The sequence below is a fragment of the Actinophytocola sp. KF-1 genome (assembly GCF_054661535.1).
In genome coordinates this window covers 119485-141661 of sequence record NZ_BAAFVK010000007.1, presented here as the reverse complement: position 1 = coordinate 141661, position 22177 = coordinate 119485, and the positions used below count along the sequence as shown (strand labels likewise).

At 72.6% G+C, this 22177-nt stretch carries 21 protein-coding genes; 14 read left to right on the top strand and 7 right to left on the bottom strand.

Annotated features, from left to right (window positions below; all coding sequences use genetic code 11):
* Nucleotides 1–336 precede the first annotated feature (336 nt).
* The gene (locus ACYQ77_RS22225; protein ID WP_459714270.1) at nucleotides 337–1107 is read left to right on the top strand and encodes a hypothetical protein; all 771 of its coding nucleotides are present in this window, start codon (nucleotides 337–339) and stop codon (nucleotides 1105–1107) included.
* Nucleotides 1108–1151: 44 nt separating this feature from the next.
* Here the strand turns inward: ACYQ77_RS22225 and ACYQ77_RS22220 are convergent, their stop codons facing one another.
* Nucleotides 1152–1742 (bottom strand): dihydrofolate reductase family protein, encoded by a 591-nt coding sequence (locus tag ACYQ77_RS22220; protein ID WP_459714268.1) that lies wholly within the window; start codon nucleotides 1740–1742, stop codon nucleotides 1152–1154.
* 279 nt (nucleotides 1743–2021) lie between these two features.
* On the opposite strand from ACYQ77_RS22220, the gene ACYQ77_RS22215 reads away from it, so the two are divergent.
* The 4 genes from ACYQ77_RS22215 (at nucleotide 2022) to ACYQ77_RS22200 (ending at nucleotide 6643) form a co-directional block, all read left to right on the top strand.
* Nucleotides 2022–2963, top strand: a complete 942-nt coding sequence (locus tag ACYQ77_RS22215; protein ID WP_459714267.1) for a sensor histidine kinase — start codon at nucleotides 2022–2024, stop codon at nucleotides 2961–2963.
* Nucleotides 2960–4075, top strand: a complete 1116-nt coding sequence (locus ACYQ77_RS22210) for a sensor histidine kinase (protein ID WP_459714264.1) — start codon at nucleotides 2960–2962, stop codon at nucleotides 4073–4075. Before ACYQ77_RS22215 ends, ACYQ77_RS22210 begins: the two co-directional genes overlap by 4 nt.
* Nucleotides 4072–4677: a response regulator transcription factor gene (locus ACYQ77_RS22205; RefSeq protein WP_459714262.1), complete on the top strand. Its 606-nt coding sequence runs from the start codon at nucleotides 4072–4074 to the stop codon at nucleotides 4675–4677. The genes ACYQ77_RS22210 and ACYQ77_RS22205 overlap by 4 nt, the downstream gene beginning before the upstream one ends.
* Before the next feature lie 619 nt (nucleotides 4678–5296).
* Nucleotides 5297–6643, top strand: a complete 1347-nt coding sequence (locus tag ACYQ77_RS22200; RefSeq protein WP_459714260.1) for a hypothetical protein — start codon at nucleotides 5297–5299, stop codon at nucleotides 6641–6643.
* Here ACYQ77_RS22200 and ACYQ77_RS22195 read toward each other — a convergent pair.
* The 5 genes from ACYQ77_RS22195 to ACYQ77_RS22175 all read right to left on the bottom strand — a co-directional run bounded on the left by ACYQ77_RS22195 (nucleotide 6624) and on the right by ACYQ77_RS22175 (nucleotide 12730).
* The gene (locus ACYQ77_RS22195) at nucleotides 6624–7835 is read right to left on the bottom strand and encodes an MFS transporter (RefSeq protein WP_459714258.1); all 1212 of its coding nucleotides are present in this window, start codon (nucleotides 7833–7835) and stop codon (nucleotides 6624–6626) included. The genes ACYQ77_RS22200 and ACYQ77_RS22195 overlap by 20 nt on opposite strands.
* A 9-nt stretch (nucleotides 7836–7844) precedes the next feature.
* Entirely contained in the window at nucleotides 7845–8447 is a 603-nt protein-coding gene (locus ACYQ77_RS22190) for a TetR/AcrR family transcriptional regulator (protein ID WP_459714257.1), read from the bottom strand.
* On the bottom strand, nucleotides 8425–9963 hold the full coding sequence (locus ACYQ77_RS22185) for an MFS transporter (RefSeq protein WP_459714255.1): 1539 nt from the start codon (nucleotides 9961–9963) through the stop codon (nucleotides 8425–8427). The genes ACYQ77_RS22190 and ACYQ77_RS22185 overlap by 23 nt, the downstream gene beginning before the upstream one ends.
* A gap of 219 nt (nucleotides 9964–10182) precedes the next feature.
* The gene (locus ACYQ77_RS22180) at nucleotides 10183–11892 is read right to left on the bottom strand and encodes an AMP-binding protein (RefSeq protein WP_459714253.1); all 1710 of its coding nucleotides are present in this window, start codon (nucleotides 11890–11892) and stop codon (nucleotides 10183–10185) included.
* Between the two features lie 13 nt (nucleotides 11893–11905).
* Entirely contained in the window at nucleotides 11906–12730 is an 825-nt protein-coding gene (locus ACYQ77_RS22175; protein ID WP_459714251.1) for a crotonase/enoyl-CoA hydratase family protein, read from the bottom strand.
* Between the two features lie 158 nt (nucleotides 12731–12888).
* Here ACYQ77_RS22175 and ACYQ77_RS22170 point away from each other — a divergent pair, with 158 nt between their 5' ends.
* Nucleotides 12889–13047, top strand: coding sequence for a hypothetical protein (locus ACYQ77_RS22170; protein ID WP_459714249.1), 159 nt, complete (start codon nucleotides 12889–12891; stop codon nucleotides 13045–13047).
* Nucleotides 13048–13184: 137 nt separating this feature from the next.
* Nucleotides 13185–14903, top strand: a complete 1719-nt coding sequence (locus tag ACYQ77_RS22165) for an MFS transporter (protein WP_459714246.1) — start codon at nucleotides 13185–13187, stop codon at nucleotides 14901–14903.
* Between the two features lie 266 nt (nucleotides 14904–15169).
* On the opposite strand, the gene ACYQ77_RS22160 is transcribed toward ACYQ77_RS22165, so the two are convergent.
* The gene (locus ACYQ77_RS22160; RefSeq protein WP_459714244.1) at nucleotides 15170–17971 is read right to left on the bottom strand and encodes an ATP-binding protein; all 2802 of its coding nucleotides are present in this window, start codon (nucleotides 17969–17971) and stop codon (nucleotides 15170–15172) included.
* 138 nt (nucleotides 17972–18109) lie between these two features.
* Between ACYQ77_RS22160 and ACYQ77_RS22155 the strand changes: the two genes are divergently transcribed.
* The 7 genes from ACYQ77_RS22155 to ACYQ77_RS22125 all read left to right on the top strand — a co-directional run bounded on the left by ACYQ77_RS22155 (nucleotide 18110) and on the right by ACYQ77_RS22125 (nucleotide 22089).
* Entirely contained in the window at nucleotides 18110–18964 is an 855-nt protein-coding gene (locus ACYQ77_RS22155; RefSeq protein ID WP_459714242.1) for a class I SAM-dependent methyltransferase, read from the top strand.
* Between the two features lie 19 nt (nucleotides 18965–18983).
* Entirely contained in the window at nucleotides 18984–19175 is a 192-nt protein-coding gene (locus ACYQ77_RS22150) for a hypothetical protein (RefSeq protein WP_459714239.1), read from the top strand.
* Nucleotides 19176–19196: 21 nt separating this feature from the next.
* Entirely contained in the window at nucleotides 19197–19793 is a 597-nt protein-coding gene (locus tag ACYQ77_RS22145; protein WP_459714237.1) for a CDP-alcohol phosphatidyltransferase family protein, read from the top strand.
* Nucleotides 19794–19830: 37 nt separating this feature from the next.
* Nucleotides 19831–20211 (top strand): glycine cleavage system protein GcvH, encoded by a 381-nt coding sequence (gene gcvH / locus ACYQ77_RS22140; RefSeq protein ID WP_459714235.1) that lies wholly within the window; start codon nucleotides 19831–19833, stop codon nucleotides 20209–20211.
* Nucleotides 20212–20295: 84 nt separating this feature from the next.
* Nucleotides 20296–20742: a glycogen accumulation regulator GarA gene (gene garA, locus ACYQ77_RS22135; protein WP_459714232.1), complete on the top strand. Its 447-nt coding sequence runs from the start codon at nucleotides 20296–20298 to the stop codon at nucleotides 20740–20742.
* A 19-nt stretch (nucleotides 20743–20761) separates the two neighbouring features.
* Nucleotides 20762–21451 (top strand): transcriptional regulator FtsR, encoded by a 690-nt coding sequence (gene ftsR / locus ACYQ77_RS22130; protein WP_459714229.1) that lies wholly within the window; start codon nucleotides 20762–20764, stop codon nucleotides 21449–21451.
* 164 nt (nucleotides 21452–21615) lie between these two features.
* Nucleotides 21616–22089, top strand: coding sequence for a bifunctional nuclease family protein (locus ACYQ77_RS22125; protein WP_026422231.1), 474 nt, complete (start codon nucleotides 21616–21618; stop codon nucleotides 22087–22089).
* Nucleotides 22090–22177 lie beyond the last annotated feature (88 nt).

The following is a 22177-nucleotide window of genomic DNA, read 5'->3' as shown; positions in this document are numbered from 1 at the left end:
ACTGGTAGACTGGCATGGCGGGTGGCCCCCGGGACTGGGTGGGGGTCCGGGTGTGTGCGGGTTGGGCGTTTTCCCAGGTCAGAGATGGTTTGGGGGTGAGGACGCGCGGTCAGGCTCGTCACCCATGCAGGCACACCACGGACACCAGTCCTTGCCGGATTTGCCCCCGCGCACGGCCAACAGACAAGGCCGAAACGCCACCAGCGGCCCAGGGAAGACTCGACGGAACCCTCCCCGGATCAGGGAACGCCGGGATGGTGGTCTTCGGTGAAGGGCGGCGCATCGGGCGTGCCGCATGGGGTGGCTCGCCGGGTGCGGTTCGGTACCCTCCGCTGAATGGGTGGGCGGGCGACTCGCGACGGGTACTGGTTTCCCTTGGCGCTGCTGGGATTCGGCCTGCTCGTGCTGCTCGGGTGGGGCAGCGTGACCACGGCCGAGGACGTCGGGTGGTTCGCCTACGCCCCCGCGGCCGACGTCCAGAACTCCCACGCCCTCGTCGGCGTGGGGTTCTCCTCAGGCAACACCGTGGCACCGCTCCTCGTGACCTCCCCGGTGCGGGACTGGGCCTGGACGGTGCTGATCACCGTCTGCCTGGTGGGGTCGGTCGTCTGGTACGCCGTGCGTGACCGGCGCGCCGGTCGTCCTGTGCGGGGGCATGTGGCGGTCGCGGTGGGCGGCACTGCAGCCGTCTGGGGCGTTCACCTCATCGCCGGTATCGCTGACGCCACCGCCGGACTCGGGGACCTGGTGCCGTCCGTCGGGCTGCCGTTGCTCGTGCTCGGTCTGCTCGCGGGGCTGTACCACCGGCTCGGTGCGCGCCGGCGGGTGGCGGCCGTGGTCAGTGCGCTCTGCCTTGGCGCTGGGGTCGCCGTGGTGCTGGGCGCGTGGTCGCCGGAGCTGCTCGACCCCGTGCTCATCGCCTGCGGGCTGCTCGCGCTGGCCTTATACGAACGCAGCCGCCTGGTCGCGGTGGTGTCCTGTGTGGTGCTCACCGCGTTGGTCGTCGTGCCGGACGGGACCCTGCGCACGCTGGTTCCCGCTGTGGTCGTGCTGGGCGCCGCCATCGCGGCGTTGGCGCGTCGCGGTGGTGCCGTCCCGGCCGCGTGACGGTGTGGGGATCCCTTGCTGACCAAAGGGATCCCCACCACCGGTCACACCCGGTCGTACAGCAGGCAGAGCGCGCCGCTCTCCGTCGGGGTCGAGTCGGTCAGCCGCCACGACGTCGCGTCCGGGCCCTCCGGGAACAGCCGCGGGCCGCCGCCGACGAACTCCGGGCACAGCGTGATCGACAGGCGGTCCAGTTCGCCCGCCTCGATCAGGTTCCGGATGACGCTCGTGCTGGCCAGCACGACGATGTCGCCACCCTCCTGCTGCCGCAGCTCCTTCACCGCCGTGGCGGGGTCGGTCGCGGCCAGGCGCGCGTTCTCCCAGTTCACCTCGGTGAGGGTGGTGGAGAAGACGACCTTCTCGACGCCGTTCAGCCAGCGGGAGAACGCCCTGTCCTTCGGGTCCGCGTCCGGGTTGTCCGCCACCGACGGCCAGAAGCCGCCGAACCCCTCGTAGTTGTTGCGGCCCAGCAACGCGGTCGTGGCCGGTCTCGTCACCCGCAGCATGTGGTCGCGCGACGTGTCCGTCATGGCGTGCGGCGCGATCCAGCCCATGTCGTAGGGGCCGCCGCGGCCCGCGACGCGGCCGTCCAGGGACAGCGAGATGTTGCCGACGACGGTGCGGGAAATGGTCACGGTGTCTCTCCTCGTTCCGGCGCCGGCCGTTCCGGCGCTGCGCACAGACTCCCCGCCGGGACGCGGTCACCGGCAGATCCGGTTGTGGGCGGTCGCGGATGACAAATGTCATCGGCCGCCGTGGAGGTCTGTGCCTACCGGCCACCGGGCGCCGCGGGCATGCTCACCCGCATGACGGCTGTGCTGACCGGCCTCCGCGCGCGGCCTGACGGGTTACCGTGTGCCCCTGTGCTGCCGGCTGGGGGAGGCGGATTGGCCGTTCTGTCGCGTTCGGATCGCATGGCGCGGCTCATCCCGTTCGCGCCCATCGCCGCGACCGTCGTCATCGTCGCCGTGCAGTGGTCGTTCACCTTCATGTCCACCGTCGACCCGCTGCTGCCCGCGCTCCTCCTCGCCGGGTTCCTGCCACCGCACCTGCACCACCTCTGGGCCACCGCACACGCGCGGCGGCCCAGGGCGGGCGGCTGGACGCTGGCCGCGATGGCACTGATCTACGTCGCCGGCGTGTTCGTGGTGGGCGCGGAGTGGTATCTCACCGGGGCGCAGCTCATCGCGTCCGTCCTGATCGTGCTGCGGCCGCCGTGGTCGTTGGCCGCCGCCGCCGTGATCGTGGTCGCGGCCGTGTCCCTGTACGCCGCGTACGGGCCGCAACCCATCACGGGGTGGTTCACGATCTCCATCATGTCCCGGGCCGGGACGACGCTCGCGCTCGCCTGGTTCGCCGGGGCGGTGCACCAGCTGCGGGCGGCTCGTGCGGAGGTGGCCGCGCAGGCCGTGCTGCGGGAACGGCTCCGCATCGACGACGAGCTGACCAGCACCGTCGGCACCGAGCTGCGTGCCATCGCCGCGAGCGCCACCGCCCTGCGCGACGCGGACCCGGCCACGGCGGAGCGGGAGCTGCGCGCGCTCGTCGACGGTTCACGCCGCACGCTGGCCGCCGCGCGCGGGATGATCCGCGCCTACCAGCGGGTGCCGCTGCGCGCCGAGCTGGACACCGCGGTCGCGCTGCTCGAGGCGGCCGGCATCCCGGCCACCCTGACGCTGCCCCGCGGCGAGCTGATCTCCGACGAGCTGACCGGCGCACTGCGGTCGGCGGTCGACCGGCTGCTGCACGACGACGCCGTGCGCGCCGCGGCGATCACCGTGACCAGGCACGGCGACCGGCTGCGGCTCACGGTCACCGCGAACGGCGCCGCTCTCGTCGCGGAGGAGGTGGCATGAGCCCCGGCTACCCGCACTGGATCGTGCGCAGGGCGCCGTGGTTCCTGCTCGCGCTGCACCTGCCGCTGGTGGTGCTGGGCCCGGTGATGGTGATCAACAGCGACAACCGCGAGCAGACGACCGGGGCCATCGTCACCGCGGTGGTCGCCGGCGTGCTGCTCGCGGTCCTGCACCTGCGGCACGTGTTCGCCGCCGCGCGGGACACCCGGCCCGCGGGCTGGCCGTGGACCCTGGCCGCTCAGGCGTTGGTCGCGTTCGTGCCGCCGTTGTGGCTCCTGGAGAACTGGGGCGCTCCGACGATCACGGTCGGCGCCGCGGCGATGATGCTGCTGCCGGGGCGGCACGGCCCCGTGGCGGGCTACGCCATGACGATGGTGGCCTGCCTGTCGTGGGAGTGGGTGTGGGTCCAGGGGCTGACCACCACCGAGCAGATCGTCTACATGCTCTACTCGACCGGCATCGTGTCGGTGTTCGTCCTGGCCCTGTACGGCACGGTGCGGCTGGTCCGGCTGTTGAACGAACTGCACGACACCAGGCAGGAACTGGCGCGGTCCGCTGTGGAGCGTGAGCGGGTGCGGGTGTCGCGGGACCTGCACGACCTGCTCGGCCAGAGCCTGTCGGCGATCTCGCTGAAGGGCGATCTCGCGGTGCGGCTGCTGCCGATCGACGTGGCGGCCGCCCGCGCCGAGATCGCCGGGGTGGCGCAGGCCGCCCGCGCCGCCCTGCACGACATGTACGCGATCACCCGCGACGAGCACGCGGTGGCGCTGGGGGAGGAGGTCACCGCGGCGGTCGCGTTGCTGGCCGCGGCGGGCATCGACGCGCGTGTGGTGGGCACCGCGACCCCGCACCCGGTGCTGGCGTGGGCGGTGCGCGAGGGCACCACCAACCTGCTGCGGCACAGCGACGCGACGCGGTGCACGATCACGTTGGGCCCCGGGGCGCTCGAGATGGCCAACGACGGCGTCCGCTCGGCGGGCGGCGGGGACGGCAGCGGCATCGACGGCCTGCGTGCCAGGGCGGCGGCGGTGGGCGGCACGTTGTCCGCGGCCGTCCGCGGCGACGAGTTCGTACTGCGGGTGACCGTGCCCGTCACCGAGGGAGACACATGATCCAGGTCCTGGTCGCCGAGGACATGCACCTGATCCGGGGCGCGCTGGTGGCGTTGCTGTCGCTGGAGGAGGACATGCGGGTGGTCGCGGAACTGGACCGCGGCGACGAGATCGTGTCCACGGCGGTGCGCACCCGGCCCGACGTGGCGGTCGTCGACATCGAACTGCCCGGCATGGACGGGCTGACCGCGGCCGCCGCGCTGCACGAGGCCGTGCCGGAGTGCCGGACGCTCGTGCTGACGGGGCTGAGCCAGCCGGGGCTGTTGTTGCGGGCGTTGCAGGCGCACGTGCGGGGGTTCATCGTGAAGGACGCGCCCGCGGAGGCGCTGGCGACCGGGGTGCGGCGGGTGTACGCGGGGGAGCGGGTGATCGACCCGGACCTGATCGCGGCCGCGCTGGAGACGGGGACGTCGCCGCTCACGCCGCGGGAGGCGGACGTGCTGCGCGAGGCGGAGAGCGGGCTGCCGACGGACCAGATCGCGACGCGGTTGTCGTTGTCGGGGGCGACGGTGCGCAACTACCTGTCGAACGCGATCAGCAAGGTGGGCGCGCACAACCGCATCGACGCGGCCCGGATCGCGCGGAACGCGGGCTGGTTGTAGGGGCTGAGGGTCTCTGGGGAGGGGCTTCGGCGCGCGCTTCGGGGCGGGACGACGAAGAGGGCCGTTGACTGGTGGCGGGGTTGGCCTCCGGCCCCCGGTGACCAGCCTCGCACGGACCACCGACATTCCGCGGCCCGCGGCGGCGGCCCTGTGGTGGCTTCGGCTCCCGGCGAACAGGGCAGTAGGGCGCTGGGCTCTCGGGTGGAGCACGGGGTTGCCTGTGCGGCCCTAGCGGAGTGCCGTGGGCTGTTTGGGGAGGCCGGTTGCGGTGGGTCTCGGGGCACGACATCGCTGTGGAGCTTCCGGCCTCGGGGAGCGTGTCGAAGAGGGCGCGGCGCTCGGTGAGCGCGGGTGGGCGGTAGCGGGAGGCTCCCGGTGGTGACATCCGGCCCAGCCGGAACGTGGGGCTCGTGGTGACCGGCGGCCTCCGGCCCCCGGAAACCAGCCTACGGGGCAGGGGCGACAGTTCCCGTCGGTAAGCCGTCGCCTGTGGACAACCGGGTGGGCTGTGGATTACCCGGCGTTCGCGGGCCGTCGTTGTCGGTGGTTGTCCGTACGCTGGAATCCGGGGGCCGGAGGCCGCCGTGCCCGCACGCGCCCGGTGCGTTACAACGAAGTGGTGACCCGTCCCTTCGCGCCGCCGCTCGTGGTCGCCGCCGCGTTGGTGTTCGGGTGGGCGGTCGCGCTCGGGGTCGACGGGCTGCGCGGCGGGACCGTCCGGGTGCTCGTCGCGGTCGGGGTGGCCGCCGTCGGGGCCGGGGTCGCCTTGCTGCCGGACGTCGGTCTCGTCGGGCGGGGGGCCGGGACCGGGCTCGTCGTGCTGGGGGCCGGGCTGGCCGGGACCACGCTGGGCGAGCCCGGGTTGGTGCTCGCGGTCGTGCTGGCCGGGCTCGCGTGCACCGGGATGCCGGTGTGGATCTCCGGGGCCGGGGTGTTCGTCGCCGTCGTCCTGCCTGACGCCGCCCTCCTCGCGGTGGCCGCCGTGCTCACGGTCGTCGTCGTGGGCGCGCCCGCGCGTGCCTGGTGGGGTGACCTCGCCGGCGCCGCTGCCGGGATGGCGGTCGTGTCGCAGACCTCTGTCGCCGCCGTCGCGATCGCGGCCGTGTTGCTGATGGCCGCCGTGGTCCGGCGCGATCTTGTCGCCGGGCTGCTGGCCGCCACCGTGCTCGTCGTCCCCGCGTCCGCGCACGTGTGGCCGCTTGTGGTGGTCGTCGTCGTTGCCCTGGTTGCCATTCGGGTGCCGCGCGTCCGCGCCCTCGTCACCCGGCTGCCCGCTCTCCGGGGGACGCGCCCCGCGTACGCCACCGCCGGGGCCGCTGTCGTCGCCGCCGGTGGGCTCGCCTGGATCGCCCTGCACCTGCAGATCGGGTGGCTCACGCTCGTCGCCGCGCTGGTCGCGGCCGCGCTCGGGCACTGGCTGCCCGTGCCGTCGGGGCCCGCGCTCGCCGTGGTCGCCCTCGTCGTGCTCGGTGTCGCGCGGCCGTTCGACGTCGCCGTGCTCGACCTGCTCACCGTGCTCGTCGCCGTGCCACTGCTGCTCCGGCACCCGGTGCCGCCGGTGTTCGCGGCCGCCGCCTACCTGGTGCTCCGGGGCGTGCCGTGGCTCGATCCCGTCGTGCCGCTCGCGGTCGTCGGCGGGGCGGCCGCGGTGCTCGCGTTCGGGCGGCGGACCGCGGCGACCGGGCAGGCCATCGGAGCGGTGGTGCTCGGCACTGTCGCGTTCGGGCCGTTCATCGGGCTGCCCGACGTGCGGGAGCCGCTGCTGCTCGTGCTGGTGTTCGTGCTCGGGGTGTCGACCGGGTGGCGGCCGTCGGCGCCGCTCGCGGTGACCGCCGCCCTCGCGTTGTACGCGCTCACGACCTCGGCCGACGTTCCGGTGGTCCTGGCGCTGCTGGTGGCCGCCGCCGCGCTCGCGGTCGCCGCCGTCTTCGCCAACCGCCGCGACCTCATGGCGCGGGTGCGCTGACCGGCGCGCTCCTGCGCAGTTCGCGGACCTGCCTGCTCACCAGCGCGGCACACGTGGTCACCACGATCAGCACCGCGCAGCCGACCAGGGTGGCCGTCGTGCCCGCCGCGGCCGCCACCGGGCCGACCGCGAGCTGGCCGATCGGCACCGCCACGATCGAGCCGATGATGTCGTAGCTGTACACGCGGGCCAGCTTCTCGCCCGGCACGTTCTGCTGCAGCGACAGGTCCCACGCGATCGTGAACTGCTCCGCCGCCCAGCCCGTCAGGAACATGACCGGGACCAGCAGCGCCAGGTGCGGCGCCAAGCCGAGTACCAGCAGCGGCGGCGCGAACAGCAGGATCAGCACCACCCCGAACAACAGTGCCCGCCGCGGCAGCCAGCGCGCCGCGATCAGACCGCCGACCAGCGCGCCCGCGGTCTGGCACGCCAGCGCCACACCCCACGCCGCGCGCCCGAACGTGGCGTCCGCGACCGACGGCCCGAGCACCTGCATGCCGCCGACCATGGCCGCGTTCACGACCATGAACTGCAGCACCACGACCCACACCCAGGACCGCGACGCGAACTCCGACCAGCCCTCGCGCAGCTCGGACAGCGGACTCGACCTGGCTCGCACCTTCCGCGCGCCACCGACCCGCAGCCAGCACAGGGCTTCCAGGCCGAACACCGCGGCGACCACGGCCATCGCCCAGCCGGGGCCCGCGGTCGCGGCGAGCAGGCCGCCCAGCGACGCGCCGCCGATCGCGGCCGCGTTGCTGCCGATCCGCAGGAACGCGTTGGCCTGCTGGAGGTCCCCGGCCGGGACGGTCTCCGGGGTGATCGAGTACGACGCGGGCAGCGCGATCGCCGCCACCGCGCCGTTGACCAGGCCGATCGCGGCGAGCAGCGGCACCGACGCGAACCCGCCGAGCACCGAGGCGGCCATCAGCGCGGCCGACCCGGCGGCGGCCACGCTCGAACCCTGCAGCAGCACCGCCCTCGGCAGCCGGTCCGCGAGCACACCGCCGACCAGGACCAGCGCCACGTTCGCGATCGACCGGACGCCGACCACGACGCCGAGGTCGGTGACCGAACCGGTCAGGTCGAGCACCGCGAACGCCAGCGCGATGGGTGCGATCGCGTTGCCGAGAAAACCGGTCGTGCGGGCGGCGGCGAGCCACCGGAACCGGGCGTGCCCCAGAACCCCCATGGGGTTGTTCTACCGCAGCGGGCCGTCTTCCAGGTGCCGCAGGGCCGCGTCCACATTTGCCAGGACCTCGGCGTCCTCGGACTTCACCCAGTCCATCGCCGCCATCAGCAGCACACCGAACAGCGCCCCGACCGTGGCCCGCAGCGCCGGGTCGGACGGCGGCCGCCCGACCCGCTCCGCGCTGAGGTTCGTCATGACCTCGATCGAGTTGCGCGTGTCCTTCAGGGTCGCGCCCCACAGCTCGGGCACCGACAGCACCAGCCGTCCCCGCTCCAGCTGGCCCCTGACCTCGTCCTCCGTCATGTTCGCGAACCCCGAGACCAGCGCCTGCCGCCACGCCCCGATCAGGCTCAGCTCCGGCGGCTGCCGCTGGAACTCCGCGAAGATCACCGGGTCGTACGGGTCGAACACGACCAGGTCTTCCTTGGTGGGGAAGTAGCGGAACACGGTGCTCGGCGACACCTCGGCCGCCTCGGCGACCTGCTCCACGGTCGTCGCGGCATAACCCTGCTCGGAGAACAGGCGGACCGCGTGGCGCTGGATGGCGGACTTCGTCTTCGCCTTCTTGCGCTCGCGCAGCCCGCCGGTCTTACTCGGGGACGACGACGGCATGACCCGATTCTGATGGTCGGCCGGCCTCGGTGGCGACCCGGGTGGCGCGGGCGGGCAGGAACAGCAGCGTCAGCACCGCCCCGGCGACGGTGACCCCGGTGCCGACCCACGCGAGCTGGTCCAGTCCGGCGACGAACGCGGCGCGGACGTCGGCGAGCAGCTCCGGCGAGCCGAGCCGGTCCGCGACCGCGACACCGGCGAACACGCTCTCCCGCACCGCGGCCGCGGCCTGCGCGGGCAGGCCCGTGAGGTGCAGGTTCGCGGTGTAGCCTGCGGTGAGGACGCTGCCGAGGATGGCCGCGGCCAGCGGGGTGCCGAGCTTCTGCACGGCCTGCATCAGCGCGGACGCCACGCCCGCACGGTCCTCGGTGATGGCGGCGAGCGCGGCGCTCGACGTCGTCGCCAGAGCGAGGCCCGCACCGAGGCCGCCCAGGGCCGACCACGTGGCCGCGAGGCCGTAGCCGCTGGTCGCGGTCGTGGCCGTGGCGAGCACGAGGGCACCCGCGAGGATCACGAACCCGAGCGTGACGGTGACCTTCGCGCCCGCCTTCGCGGCGATCCGGTCCGCGCCGCCCGCGCCGGCCATCATGCCGCCGAGCAGGGGGAGCAGCCGCACGCCGCTGCCCATCGCGTCGGTGCCGAGCACGGCCTGGAAGTACTGCGGCGCCGCGTACATCAGGCCGAAGAACGCGAAGATGCCCAGCCCGGCGATGATCGTGCCCCACAGGAACCGCTTGTTGGCGAACAAGCTCAGGTCGATGAGCGCGCGGGTGCCGCGGGCCTTCTCCCACAGGCCGAACGCGGCGAGGAGCGCCAGCCCGCCGAGGATGCCACCCAGTGCGCCCGTCGAGCCCCAGCCGTCCTGGCCCGCCTTGACCATGCCGAACGTGAGCACGGCGAGCCCGGCGCTGGAGGTGGCGACGCCGACCGGGTCGAGCGCGGGGCGCTCCGGGCTGCGGGACTCCGGCAGCAGCACCAGTACGGCGACCAGCGCGAGCGCGAGCACCGGCAGGTTCATCAGGAAGACCCAGCCCCACCAGTGGTTCGACAGCACCCAGCCGCCGACGATCGGGCCCAGTGGCAGCGCGAGGAAGTTGGCGGCGGCCCAGATGCCGACCGCGCGTGGCCGTTCCTCCGCGGTGAACATGACCGCGAGCCCGGACAGGACGAGCGGGATGACGAACGCGGCGCCGAGCCCGAGCACCGCCTGCGCGGCGACGAACATGCCGGGACCGGTCGACGCCGCCGCGAGCACCGACCCCGCCGCGTAGATCACCAGCGCGAGGACCAGCACCTTCTTGCGGCCGAACCGGTCGCCGAGCAGCCCGCCGGGCAGGACGCCTGCGGCCAGCACGAGCGTGTACGCGGACACGAACCACTGCAGCTCCGACGCGTCGGCGCCCAGCGCGGGCGCGAGCGTCGGCAGCGCCACGGACAGGATCGTCGCCGGCAGGGCGACCGCGAGCACCACGAGGCTGAGCGCCCCGAGCGCCCACCACCTGCGAACCCCACTCATAGGAGTGCACCACCATTCAGTAGTCAACTAGAAAGTGAAAGTACACTCTCAAATTCCAGTCGACTACCACAACCCCTCGCGAGTCACGCCCTCAAACAGCGCGAGTCGCGCCCTCGCGCACACCGAGTTGCGCGTTTCGTGCAGGCCGATGTGCACGAAACCGACAACTCGATGTGCGTGAGAGCGCGACTCGCGGGGTTCGGGGCCGGACGTGCCGGGTCAGGTGCGGAGGTCGGGGAAGTCCTCTTCGCGGTACTCGCCTGCCACCCGGGTGTTCGGGTCGGCGTGGACCTCGTGTTCGCGGCCGCGGAGTTCGACGCGGCGGATCTTGCCGGAGATCGTCTTCGGCAGCTCGGTGAACTCCAGGCGGCGGATCCGCTTGTAGGGGGCCAGGTGCTCGCGGGCGAACGCGAGGATCGAGCGGGCCGTGTCGGCGTCGGGGGAGTGACCCGCGGCCAGCACCACGTACGCCTTCGGCACCGCCAGCCGGATCGGGTCCGGGGACGGGACGACCGCCGCCTCGGCCACCGCCTCGTGCTCGATCAGCACGCTCTCCAGCTCGAACGGCGAGATGCGGTAGTCCGACGCCTTGAACACGTCGTCCGCGCGGCCCACGTAGGTGATGTACCCGTCCGCGTCGCGGGCCCCGACGTCACCGGTGTGGTAGAAGCCGTCGCGCATCACGTCGGCCGTGCGCTCGTCGTCGTCCGCGTAGCCGGTCATCAGGCCCACCGGGCGGCGGGACAGGTCGACGCAGATCTCGCCCTCGTCGCTCGGCACGCCGGACGCGTCGAGCAGCGCGATGCCGAACCCGGGCAGCGGGCGGCCCATCGACCCCGGCTTCACCGGCTGGCCGGGCGTGTTCGCCACCTGCACCGAGGTCTCGGTCTGGCCGAACCCGTCCCGGATGGTCACGCCCCACGACTTGCTGACCTGTTCGATCACCTCGGGGTTGAGCGGCTCGCCCGCGCCGACCACCTTGGTGGGCGGCGTCTTCAGCACCGTCAGGTCGGCCTGGATCAGCATCCGCCACACCGTCGGCGGCGCGCAGAACGACGTGATGCCGCAGCGGTCCATCACGTTCATCAGCGCGACGGCGTCGAAGCGGTCGTAGTTGTGGAGGAACACCGTGGCCTCGGCGTTCCACGGCGCGAACACGTTGCTCCACGCGTGCTTCGCCCAGCCCGGCGAGGAGATGTTGAGGTGCACGTCGCCGGGCTCGAGGCCGATCCAGTACATCGTGGACAGATGACCTACCGGGTACGACACGTGCGTGTGCTGCACCAGCTTGGGCCGCGCGGTGGTGCCGGAGGTGAAGTACAGCAGCAGCGGGTCGTCCGCCGCGGTCACCCCGTCCGGCGTGAACTCCGCGTCGGCGGACTCGTGGTCGGCGAAGGCCAGCCACCCGTCGACCGGCTCGCCGACGGCGATGCGCGTGTACCGGCCGGGCACGTCCGCGAACTTCTCCGCGTCGGCCGACCGCACCACCACGTGCGCGGCCCGGCCGCGGTCCACCCGGTCCCGCAGGTCGGCGGCGCCGAGCAGCGTGGACGCCGGGATGATCACCGCGCCGAGCTTCATGGCCGCGAGGATGGTCAGCCACAGCTCGCCCTGGTTGCCGAGCATGAGGATGAGCCGGTCGCCGCGCCGGACACCGTGCCCCCGCAGCCAGTTCGCCACCTGGTTGGACCGGCGCGAGACGTCCGCGAACGTCCACGTGAGCTCGCTGCCGTCCTCCTCGACGATCCACAGCGCGAGTCTCGACGCGGTCGGCTCCTTCGCGGCGACCGCGTCGAACCAGTCGATGGCCCAGTTGAACTCGGTCAGGGCGGGCCATTCGAACTCCGCGCTCGCGCGGTGGTAGTCCGTCCGGTGCTCGAGGAGAAAGTCCCGTGCCGCGCGGAACGTCTCGGTGGCTGCGCTGCTCACCCTCGGTGTCCTCCTACCTTCCGTTGAACTTCGGTGCCCGCCGCTGCAGGAACGCGGCCACCGCCTCACCAAGATCCTCACTCGGCAGGAACGCCGCGTTCCACGCGGCCACGTACCGCAAACCCTCGGCCACCTCGGCCTCCCTGCGGTGGCCGAGCACGTCCTTCACACCCTGCACCACCAGCGGCGGGTTCGCCGCGATGTCGGCGGCCAGCTCCCGCGCGGCGGCGAGCAGGGTCTCCTGGTCCGGGTGGACGTCGTTGACGAGGCCGATCTTCTCGGCGCGGGCGGCGTCGATGTCCTTGCCGGTGTAGGCGAGCTCGCGCAGGTGGCCCTCGCCGACGATGCCGGACAGCCGCTGGAGGCTGCCGAGGTCGGCGACGATCGCGACCTTGACCTCGCGCACGCTGAACTTCGCGTCGGCGCTCGCCAGCCGGATGTCGGCGGCCGCGATCACGTCGACACCGCCGCCGATGCACCACCCGCTGACCGCCGCGACCACCGGCTTGCGGCACTCGGCGATGGCGGTGACGGCCCGCTGCAGCGACCGGACCTCGTCCAGGAAGTCCGTCCTCGGCTTGGCCAGGGACTTCTCGCCGAGCATCGGCGCCCAGCTGCCGGACATGGCGGGCAGGTCGAGGCCGTAGGAGAAGTTCGCGCCGCTGCCGGTGAGCACGATCGCGCGGACGTCGTCGTCGCGGTCCAGCTCGCCGAACACCTGGGGCAGCTCGCGCCAGAAGTCGGGTCCCATGGCGTTGCCCTTGCCGGGCCCGAGCAGCGTCACCTCGGCGACACCGTCTCCGATGTCCACCTTCAGCGAAACCAGGTTGTCGGTCATGCGGCCCCTCACCCGTTCAGTCGGCCTGATTCTTACTCGCAGTATGTCCTACCAGGGCACCTGGTTCGCCCGATCGTGTCGGCCCGGGTTTGGCAGTCTGAACCAGCTTGAGCGTTAACGTCCGGATCAGGCGGATCTTCACATCAAGGAGGGCGCGCATGGCACGTGAGAACGTGATGTCGACGCCGATCTTCGACCAACTGCTGCGCGAGATGGCACAGCGGGCGGAGCCGCGCGCCACGCCGCGGGAACCGGCAGGCCAGGAGCCCGAACAGCAGGCGCCCGCCACGGGGAGACGCCGCCACCGCGCCGAGTAACGGCACGTTCCCGACACCGCCGGACAAAACGACACAGGCTGTCTGGAATATCACTCGCGCAGCTCACGACCGGTCTTTAGCAAGGCGAACGAAGAGGGTTAGCCTGGCCGGAGAACCTGACGTGAGGGGGCTACACCGTGTCGCGTGCGCGTTCGCTCGCCGAACTCGGCCCGCACTACAAGTGGATCGCGCTGTCCAACACCACCCTGGGCATGCTGATCGCGACGATCAACTCGTCGATCGTGCTGATCGCGCTGCCGGACGTGTTCAAGGGGATCGGGATCAACCCGCTCGACCCCGCCAACACCAGCTACCTGCTGTGGATGATCATGGGCTTCCTGATCGTCACCGCCGTGCTGGTGGTCAGCTTCGGGCGCCTCGGCGACATGTACGGGCGCGCCCGGATGTACAACCTCGGCTTCCTGATCTTCACGATCTCGTCGATCCTGCTCGCCGTCACCTGGATGTCCGGGGACGCGGCCGCGCTCTGGCTGATCGGCTGGCGCGTCGTGCAGGGCATCGGCGGCGCGTTCCTCATGGCCAACTCCAGCGCGATCCTCACCGACGCGTTTCCCGCCAACCAGCGCGGGCTCGCGCTCGGCATCAACGGCGTGGCCGCGGTCGCCGGCTCGTTCCTCGGGCTCGTGGTCGGCGGCGTGCTGGCCCCGGTCAACTGGCACTGGGTGTTCCTGGTGTCCGTCCCGTTCGGCGTGGTCGGCACCGTCTGGGCGTACCTGAAGCTGCACGACACCTCGCCGCGGCAGAAGGCGCACCTCGACTGGGCGGGCAACATCACGTTCGCGGTCGGGCTGATCGCCGTGATGGTCGCGATCACGTACGGGCTCCAGCCCTACGGCGGTCACCCGATGGGGTGGACCAACCCGTGGGTGCTCGGCGCGCTGATCGGCGGGCTCGCGGTGCTCGCGCTGTTCGCGTGGATCGAGCTGCACACCGAGAACCCACTGTTCAACCTGGCGCTGTTCCGGATCCGCGTGTTCAGCCTCGGCAACCTGGCGAACCTGATGGCGTCGCTGGGCCGGGGTGGCCTGCAGTTCATCCTGATCATCTGGCTGCAGGGCATCTGGCTGCCGCAGCACGGCTACTCGTTCGAGGAGACGCCGCTGTGGGCGGGCATCTACATGCTGCCCATGACCGTCGGGTTCCTCATCGCGGCGCCGCTGTCCGGCGTGCTGTCCGACCGGCGCGGGGCCACGTTCTTCACCGCGGGCGGCATGGTCGTCACGGCCGTCACCTTCTACCTGTTCACGATCCTGCCGGTGAACTTCCCGTACCCGCTGTTCGCCGCGCTGCTGGTGGTGAACGGGATCGGGATGGGCATGTTCACCTCGCCCAACCGGGCCGAGGTGATGTCGTCGCTGCCGGGCGGCGCGCGGGGCGCGGGCGCGGGCATGACCGCCACGTTCCAGAACTCCGCGATGGTGCTGTCGATCGGCATCTTCTTCAGCCTCATCATCGCCGGGCTGTCGACGACGCTGCCCGCCGCGATGAGCACCGGCCTCACCGAGCACGGGGTGCCGGCCGACGCCGCGAACCAGCTGGCGCGGCTGCCCGCCGTCGCGGTCCTGTTCGCGGCCTTCCTCGGCTACAACCCGATCGAGCACCTCCTCGGCGGGTCGCTGACCGGGCTGCCGCCGGACCAGGCCGCGTTCCTGACCGGGCACAGCTTCTTCCCGAGCCTGGTGACGCAGCCGTTCGCGGACGGGCTGCACGTGGCGTTCTGGTTCGCGATCATCGCGAGCCTGGTCGCCGCGGTCGCGTCGTGGTTCGGGCGGAGCCGCAGCGGCAAGGCGGGCGTGGTGGCGGAACCCGCGCCGGTCGGCGCGTCAGCGCCGTAGCGGTCAGGTCTCCCGGAACGCGGCCACGAACCGCGGGGCCAGCCAGGGTTGCGGCCGAGGTGACCGAGGCTGGTCGGCAGGAACGCGCCGGGGCGACGGAGAAGTGCGGGTCCGCGCGCAGCGGGCGGCCGCGTTCGACGGTCGCGTCGTCGACGTGGATCGTCCGGTCGCGGCTGCCGCGCACGTGCAGGTGGTAGGTGCCCGCGGCGGCACGGGGCCGCGCGGCGTCGGCGAACTGGATTACGGCGGGGACCAGCCCCTCCGCGTCAGGTCAGTCCTCGGCGCTGGGCCACCGCGGCGGCCTGGATGCGGCTCTTCAGGCCCAGCTTGCGGAGGATGTTCGACACGTGGACGCTCGCCGTCTTCGTGCTGATGAACAGTTGCTCCGCGATCTCGGCGTTCGTGCGGCCGCGGCCCACGAGCGCCAGCACCTCCGCCTCGCGTGCCGTCAACCCGTGCGGGTCATCGGCGGCGGGGGAGGGCGGGGCGGACGACAACGTCAGGCGCGCCCGCTCGGCCAAGGCGCGCACCTCCTCGGCCAGTGGCGCCGCGCCCAGGGACGTCGCGACGGCGGCCGCCTCCGCGAGTGCCGTCGCCGCCTGCTGGCGGGAGCCCCGGGCCGACAGCAGCGCCTCGGCCTCGCGGAACCGCGCATAGCCCAGCAGGTACCGGTCGTGCGCGGCGATCGCCACGACCGCCGCCCACGCCGCCGGGTCCGGGGTCGCCAGGCGGGTCCGTTCCGCGCGGGCCAGCGCCAGCGAACGCTCGGTGCGGGGCAGCGGCACCACCCCGTCCGCCGTCAGCGCCGCCAGGTGGGCCTCGCCCGCGGCGAGTATCTCGTCGGCGCGGGCCAGGCCGTCGTCGAGCCCGGCGTCGGCCTCCACGCGCACGCCGATGGCCGTCAGGCGGGCCGCGCGGTGCTGGTTGTCCGCGGACAGGGCCACCCGCAGGCCTTCCCGCACCGCGGCCCGGGCGTCCGTCCAGCGGCCCTCCTGCAGGGCCATCAACGCCTGCAACGCCGCCAGCTCCGTGCCGAACTGCACGTCGTCCTGGCCGGCGAGCGTCGCCGCGGCGGGGGCCAGCAGTTCCGCGGCGGCCGCCACGTCACCGCGCTTCAGGTACAGGTCCGCCCTGGTCTGGTCCACGGGCAGCCGTGTGAACGGGTCCGCGCCCTGGTCCGTCGGGTCGGCGGTGGTGTCCAGCGCCTCGTCCCACCGGGACAGCTCGGCGAGGGCGCGGACCTGGTTGCCGACGATCAGCAGCAGGTAGAAGTCGAAACCGAACTCGCCCGCCCGTGCGATGCCCTCGCGGGAGAGAGCCAGCGCCTCCTCCGGCCGGTCCACCCACACGAGCGCCTCGGAGTGGTTGGCGTAGTTGACGCCCATCATCCTCGGCACCCGTTCCTGGTGCGCGAGGTCGAGGTGCCTGCGCAGGCAGGCGAGCCCGTCGTCGACGTGCCCGGTCCCGATCGTGCTGATCCCCAGCACCATCAACCCGCGCGCGTAGGCGGTGGTGTCACCTGCCTCCTGCGCCACCTGCATGACCTCGCGCGCGTACCGCAGTGCCTCGCGGTGCCGCGACGACAGCATGGCCAGGCCCGCGCGGTGCGCCATGATCGTGACCCGCTGCGGGCTGCCCGCGGGGACCAGCTCCAGCGCGCGCTGGTTCGCCGACCTCGCCAGCGGCCAGTTCGCCGACGCCCACGCCCGGTGCGCCAGCTCCGCGTACACGAGCGCGACCCGCTCCGGCTCCCGCTCCGCGTCGAGCAGCAGCAGCCGCTCCCTGGTCAGCTCGACGGCACGCGCGTTGCGGGACGAGATGCTCGCCGTCGCCGCCGTCCGTTCCAGCAGCGTGTCCAGGTCGAGGCCGGTCAGCGCCTCCGGGGCCGACGCCTCCCGCCAGCGCCGCAGCGCCCGTTCGTAGTGCGCGTGCGCCTCGGCGGGGGCGAACGCGGCGGCGGCCGACTCGGCGGCCCGCACGGACGCCACCAGCGCCTCGTCCACCTCACCGGCCGCGTCCCAGTGGTGCGCCAGCTCCGCCACCGGGGTCGGGCGCGCGGCGAGCAGGCGGGCCACCCGCGCGTGCGCGGCGCGCCGTTCGCCGGGGAGCAGGTCGGCGTAGATCGCCTCGCGGATCAGCGCGTGCCGGAAGGCGTAGCCGTCGTCGCCCGCGGTCACCAGCTGGCCGTGGTGGATCAGGTCCCGCACCGAGCCGCCGATGTCGACCTCGGACAGCGCCGCCAGCTCCGCGAGCAGGTCGTGGGACACCGTCCGGCCGATCACCGACGCGAGTCGCGACAGCTGCCGCGCGCCCTCGGTCAGCCGCGCCAGCCGGGTGATCACGACCTCGCGCACGGTCTGCGGCACCTCGCCGCGCGCGGGCCACGCCGCGATCAGCTCCTCGGTGAAGAACGGGTTGCCCTCCGCGCGCGTGAGCAGCACCTTCACCATCTCGCCGCCCGGCTCCACCCCGAGCAGGCCGCGGGCCAGCGCGGTCGTCTCCGCCGGGTCGAGCGGCGGCAGCCGCAGCCGTTCGGTGTGCGGCAGCCTGCCCAGCTCGGCGACCATGCCCGCCACCGGGTGGTCGCCGCCGACCTCGCCGGTGCGGTGCGTGCCGATCTGCAGCACCGGCGCGTGCCGCAGCGCCCGCTGCAGGAACACGAACAGGTCCCGCGTCGACGCGTCCGCCCAGTGCAGGTCCTCCAGCACCAGCACGACGGGCCTGCCCGCGGCGGCGATCGTGTCGGCCACGCGGCGGAACCCGGCGGCCCGGTCCGCGCCGTCGCCGAACAGGGCCGGGCGGTCGGGCAGCGCGGAGAGCGCCTCCTCGAACGGCGCGTAGGGGATGTCGGCCTCGAGCTGCAGGCAGCCGCCGGACAGCACGGTCGCGCCCTGCTGGGCGGCCCGGTCGGCGAACTCCTGCACCAGGCGCGTCTTGCCGACCCCGGCGTCCCCCTCGACCAGCACCAGCCTGCCGCTGCCCGCCTCGGCGTCCGCGAGGGCGGCGGTGAGCACGGCCAGCTCATCGCGCCTGCCGATCAGCTCCGGCACCGACACCCGTCGTGACACCACGTCAGTATCCCCCTGGCCCGTGTGAGGTGGCGCACGGTCGGTCTAAGACACCCCGGGCGCCGATCTGAGGCAATGCCCGATGTGCGGGGACGCCGGGCTGACGAGTATTGGTCGCGACGGGCAGGGAGCGCGGACATGATCGCCAGAACGGTGCACGGGTATCCGTTGCGGGACAGCGAACAGGACTGGCCGCAGCTGCCGGAGCGCGAGCTCCGGCCGCTGCACCGGGCCGTGCTGGCCGCGCTGGGTCCCCTCGACGGGCAGCGGCTGCTGGACGTCGGCTGCGGGGTCGGGTTGTTCCTGTGCGCCGCCGAGCAGCGGGGAGCGCTGGTCGCGGGCACGGACACCGCCGTGGAGCGGCTGGAGATCGCGAGGTGGGCGCTCCCGGACGCCGACCTGCGGGTCGGCGGGCTCGTCGAACCGGGAGAGGCACTGCCGTTCGACAACGGCACGTTCGACGTTGTGACCACGGGGGCGTCGGTCCACAACGGGACGGACCGGGCGGCGGTGCTGACCGAGCTGGTGCGGGTGGTCCGCCCCGGCGGGCGGGTCGCGGTCGGAGGCTGGGTCCGACCGTCCGGCTGCTGGGCCGAGACCTTCGCGGGCCACCTGCGCCGGCTCGACCTCCTCGCGCCCGCCACGGGCGCGGACGACGGCCTCGACGGCGCGCTGCTGGCCGGCGGCCTCACCGTGCTGCACGTCGGGGAGGTGCGCTGCCAGGCCACCTACCCGAGCGTCGGCGCGGCGTGGACCGCCATGCTCGGCAGCGAGCCGATCCTGCGGGCGATCCGGCTCGCGGGGGAAACACCTGTGCGTGCCGCCTTCACCGAGTCGGTCGCCGGGGCGGTCACCCCGGACGGTGTCGTCCACCTGCCGAAGTCGTTCCGCTACGTAGTCGGCGAGACCCCCGCTTCCACCATGTGGGCGTTTCGCGCCGAACCGGATAACGAATCCCGCGCCAGAGTCGAAAGGCCCTTCGGGAGGGACTGATCCACGAGGCTGCGAGGACATGGCTGAGACGAGCAAGACCAGGACGGCGCCGTTGCCCACCGGGCAGGGCCGCGTCGTGTGGTGCCAGGGACACGCCTACGTGCGCGAGAACGCGCGCTGGGTCGGGGTCGACGACAAGGGGCGGCCGAGGTCCTTCACCGACGCCGACCTGCACCGCCGCGGGTGGAGCCTGACCAGAGGGGCGCGCTGACCGGCGAATACGCTGCGGGGCATGGCTTCAGCGCCCGAGGAGCTGCCCGACCGGTGGCTCACCATCCCGAACCTGCTGAGCATCATCCGGCTCGCGCTGGTTCCCGTGTTCCTGTGGCTCCTCCTCGGCCCCGAGGCCGACGGCTGGGCGCTCGCCGTGCTCGTCTACAGCGGCGTGTCCGACTGGGCCGACGGCAAACTCGCCCGCTGGCTCAACCAGACCAGCAGGCTCGGTGCGGTCCTCGACCCGGCGGCGGACCGGCTCTACACCCTCGCCACCGTCGTCGCGTTCGTGCTGCGCGACATCATCCCGCTGTGGTTCGCGCTGGTGCTGGTCGGCCGCGACCTCATGGTGGCCGTGTGCATCTGGGTGCTGCGCCGCAACGGGTTCGGCCCGCCCGAGGTCACCTACATCGGCAAGGCCGCCACGTTCAACCTCATGTACGCGATGCCGCTGCTGCTGATCGCGCAGGGCGGTTCGGACTTCGCCACCATCGCCCGGCCGGTCGCGTACGCGTTCGTGGTGTGGGGGAGCGCCCTGTTCGTCTGGTCGGGCCTGCTCTACCTCGTGCAGACACGCATGGCACTGCGCTCACCACTGCCGACCCGGCCCATCTAAGCTTCGGCCAAACCAGAAGCTCCGCGGAGGAAGTCCAGTGACGCCGGAAAACCTGAAGTACACAGAAGAGCACGAGTGGCTCGCCATGACCGAGGGCAGCACCGTGCGCGTCGGCATCACCGACTACGCGCAGGACCAGCTCGGTGACGTCGTGTTCGTCGAGCTGCCCAAGGTGGGCGAGACCGTGGAGGCCGGCGCGCCGCTCGGCGAGGTCGAGTCCACCAAGAGCGTCTCGGAGATCTTCGCGCCGGTGACCGGCGAGGTGACCGCGGTCAACACCGCGCTCGACGAGTCGCCCGAGCTGATCAACTCCGACCCGTACGGCGACGGCTGGATCGTCGAGATCGCGGCCGCCGACGTCGCCGCGCTCGACGAGCTCATGGACGCCGCGGCCTACCAGGCGCTGACCGAGTCCTAGGACCGGGGAGGCAACTCCGGGGCCACTGATCGCGCACGGTAGGTTGACTAGGGAACGAGAAGCACCAGCAGGAGGAGAGCTCAGGTGAGCACCAACGACGGGCCCGGCGTGCCGCCGGAGCAGTCGCCGGAGCGGACTTCCGTCTTCCGGGCCGACTTCCTCGACGCGGAGGCAACCGAGACGCCGGCCCCGGAGCCGTCCGTCGCCGGTGTCGACGCACTGCCGGCGGGTTCCGCCCTCCTGGTCGTCAAGCGCGGGCCGAACGCGGGTTCCCGCTTCCTGCTCGACCGCGACACCACGAGCGCGGGGCGGCACCCGGACAGCGACATCTTCCTCGACGACGTCACGGTTTCCCGCAGGCACGCCGAGTTCCGGCGTGAGGGCGGCGAGTTCGTGGTCATCGACGTCGGCAGCCTGAACGGCACCTACGTCAACCGTGAGCCGGTGGACCAGGCGGTCCTCGCGGGCGGCGACGAGGTGCAGATCGGCAAGTTCCGGCTCGTGTTCCTCACCGGCGCCAACGCGTCCTAGGACCACAGCGGAGGCAGTTGTGACGGCGGCCGGGCGGCCGGCTGGCGACCGGCTGAGCATCGGTGCGGTGCTCAGCCGGCTCCGTGAGGAGTTCCCGGACGTCACCATCTCGAAGATCCGGTTCCTGGAGGCGGAAGGGCTGGTCCGGCCTGCCCGGACCGCCTCCGGGTACCGGCAGTTCACCCTCGCGGACGTGGACCGGCTGCGGTTCGTGCTGGCCGCGCAGCGGGACCACTACCTGCCGCTGAAGGTCATCAAGGAACAGCTGGACGCGGCCGACGCCGCCGACCGGCCCCGGGTCCTGCGTGCGGTCCCCGCCGACGGCCTCCCCGCCGCGGAGGACTTCGCCGAGCGGCCGCTGCGGCGGATGACCCGCGAGGAACTCCTCGAGACAGCGGGTGCCGACGCGGCCACGCTCGGTGAGCTGGAGCAGTACGGGCTGGTCAAACCGGGTCCCGCCGGGCTGTACGACAGCGAGGCGGCGCAGGTCGCCGCGGTCGCGCGGGCACTGGCCGCCTACGGCGTCGAACCCCGGCACCTGCGGGGCTTCCGCGCGGCGGCCGACCGCGAGGTCGGACTGGTCGAGCAGATCGTGGCCCCCATGCGCGGGGAGAAAGCGGACGAAGCGGTCCGCGAGCTGGCGGCGCTGTCCGTCGGACTGCACACGTTGCTCGTCAAGGCGGGTTTGCGGCGCATTGCCGGGAAGTAAGCTGAAGATCAACCCGTTGGCACGATGTGGCATCGGCATCCGATCGATTCAGGATTGCACAAGCGTCGGAACCGGATGGCGGGTAGCGTCGAGGCCAGCGATAAGCGATCCTCGAAGATGTGGTTGCACATCCTCGCTGAGCCAGTCGGAGGGAGGCGAACCCGATGAGCGAGATGCGAGTCGTGGGCGTGCGGGTGGAGTTGCCCGCCAATCAACCGATCTTGCTGCTGCGCGAAACCGAAGGTGAGCGATACCTCCCGATCTGGATCGGCTCGGTGGAGGCGACGGCCATCGCACTGGAGCAGCAGGGTGTGCGGCCTGCGCGGCCGCTGACGCACGACCTGCTCAAGGACGTGATCGGTGCGCTGGGCCGGGAGCTGGAGCAGGTGCGGATCACGGACCTGCGCGAAGGCACGTTCTTCGCGGAGCTCGTGTTCGACGGTGACGTGCGGGTGTCCGCGCGGCCGAGCGACTCCGTGGCCCTCGCGCTGCGGATAGGAGTACCCATCCACGCGGAGGACGCGGTGCTCCAGGAGGCCGGGCTGATCATCCCGGACGAGCAGGAGGACGAGGTGGAGAAGTTCCGCGAGTTCCTCGACAGTGTCTCGCCAGAGGACTTCAGAGGCGCGGATACCTGATCGGTAACGAAAGCTCCACATCAGGTTTAGGTTTGCGACGCGTGCACCCGCGCGTCGCGTTGACCCGGTCTCCCCGCCGACCTACCGT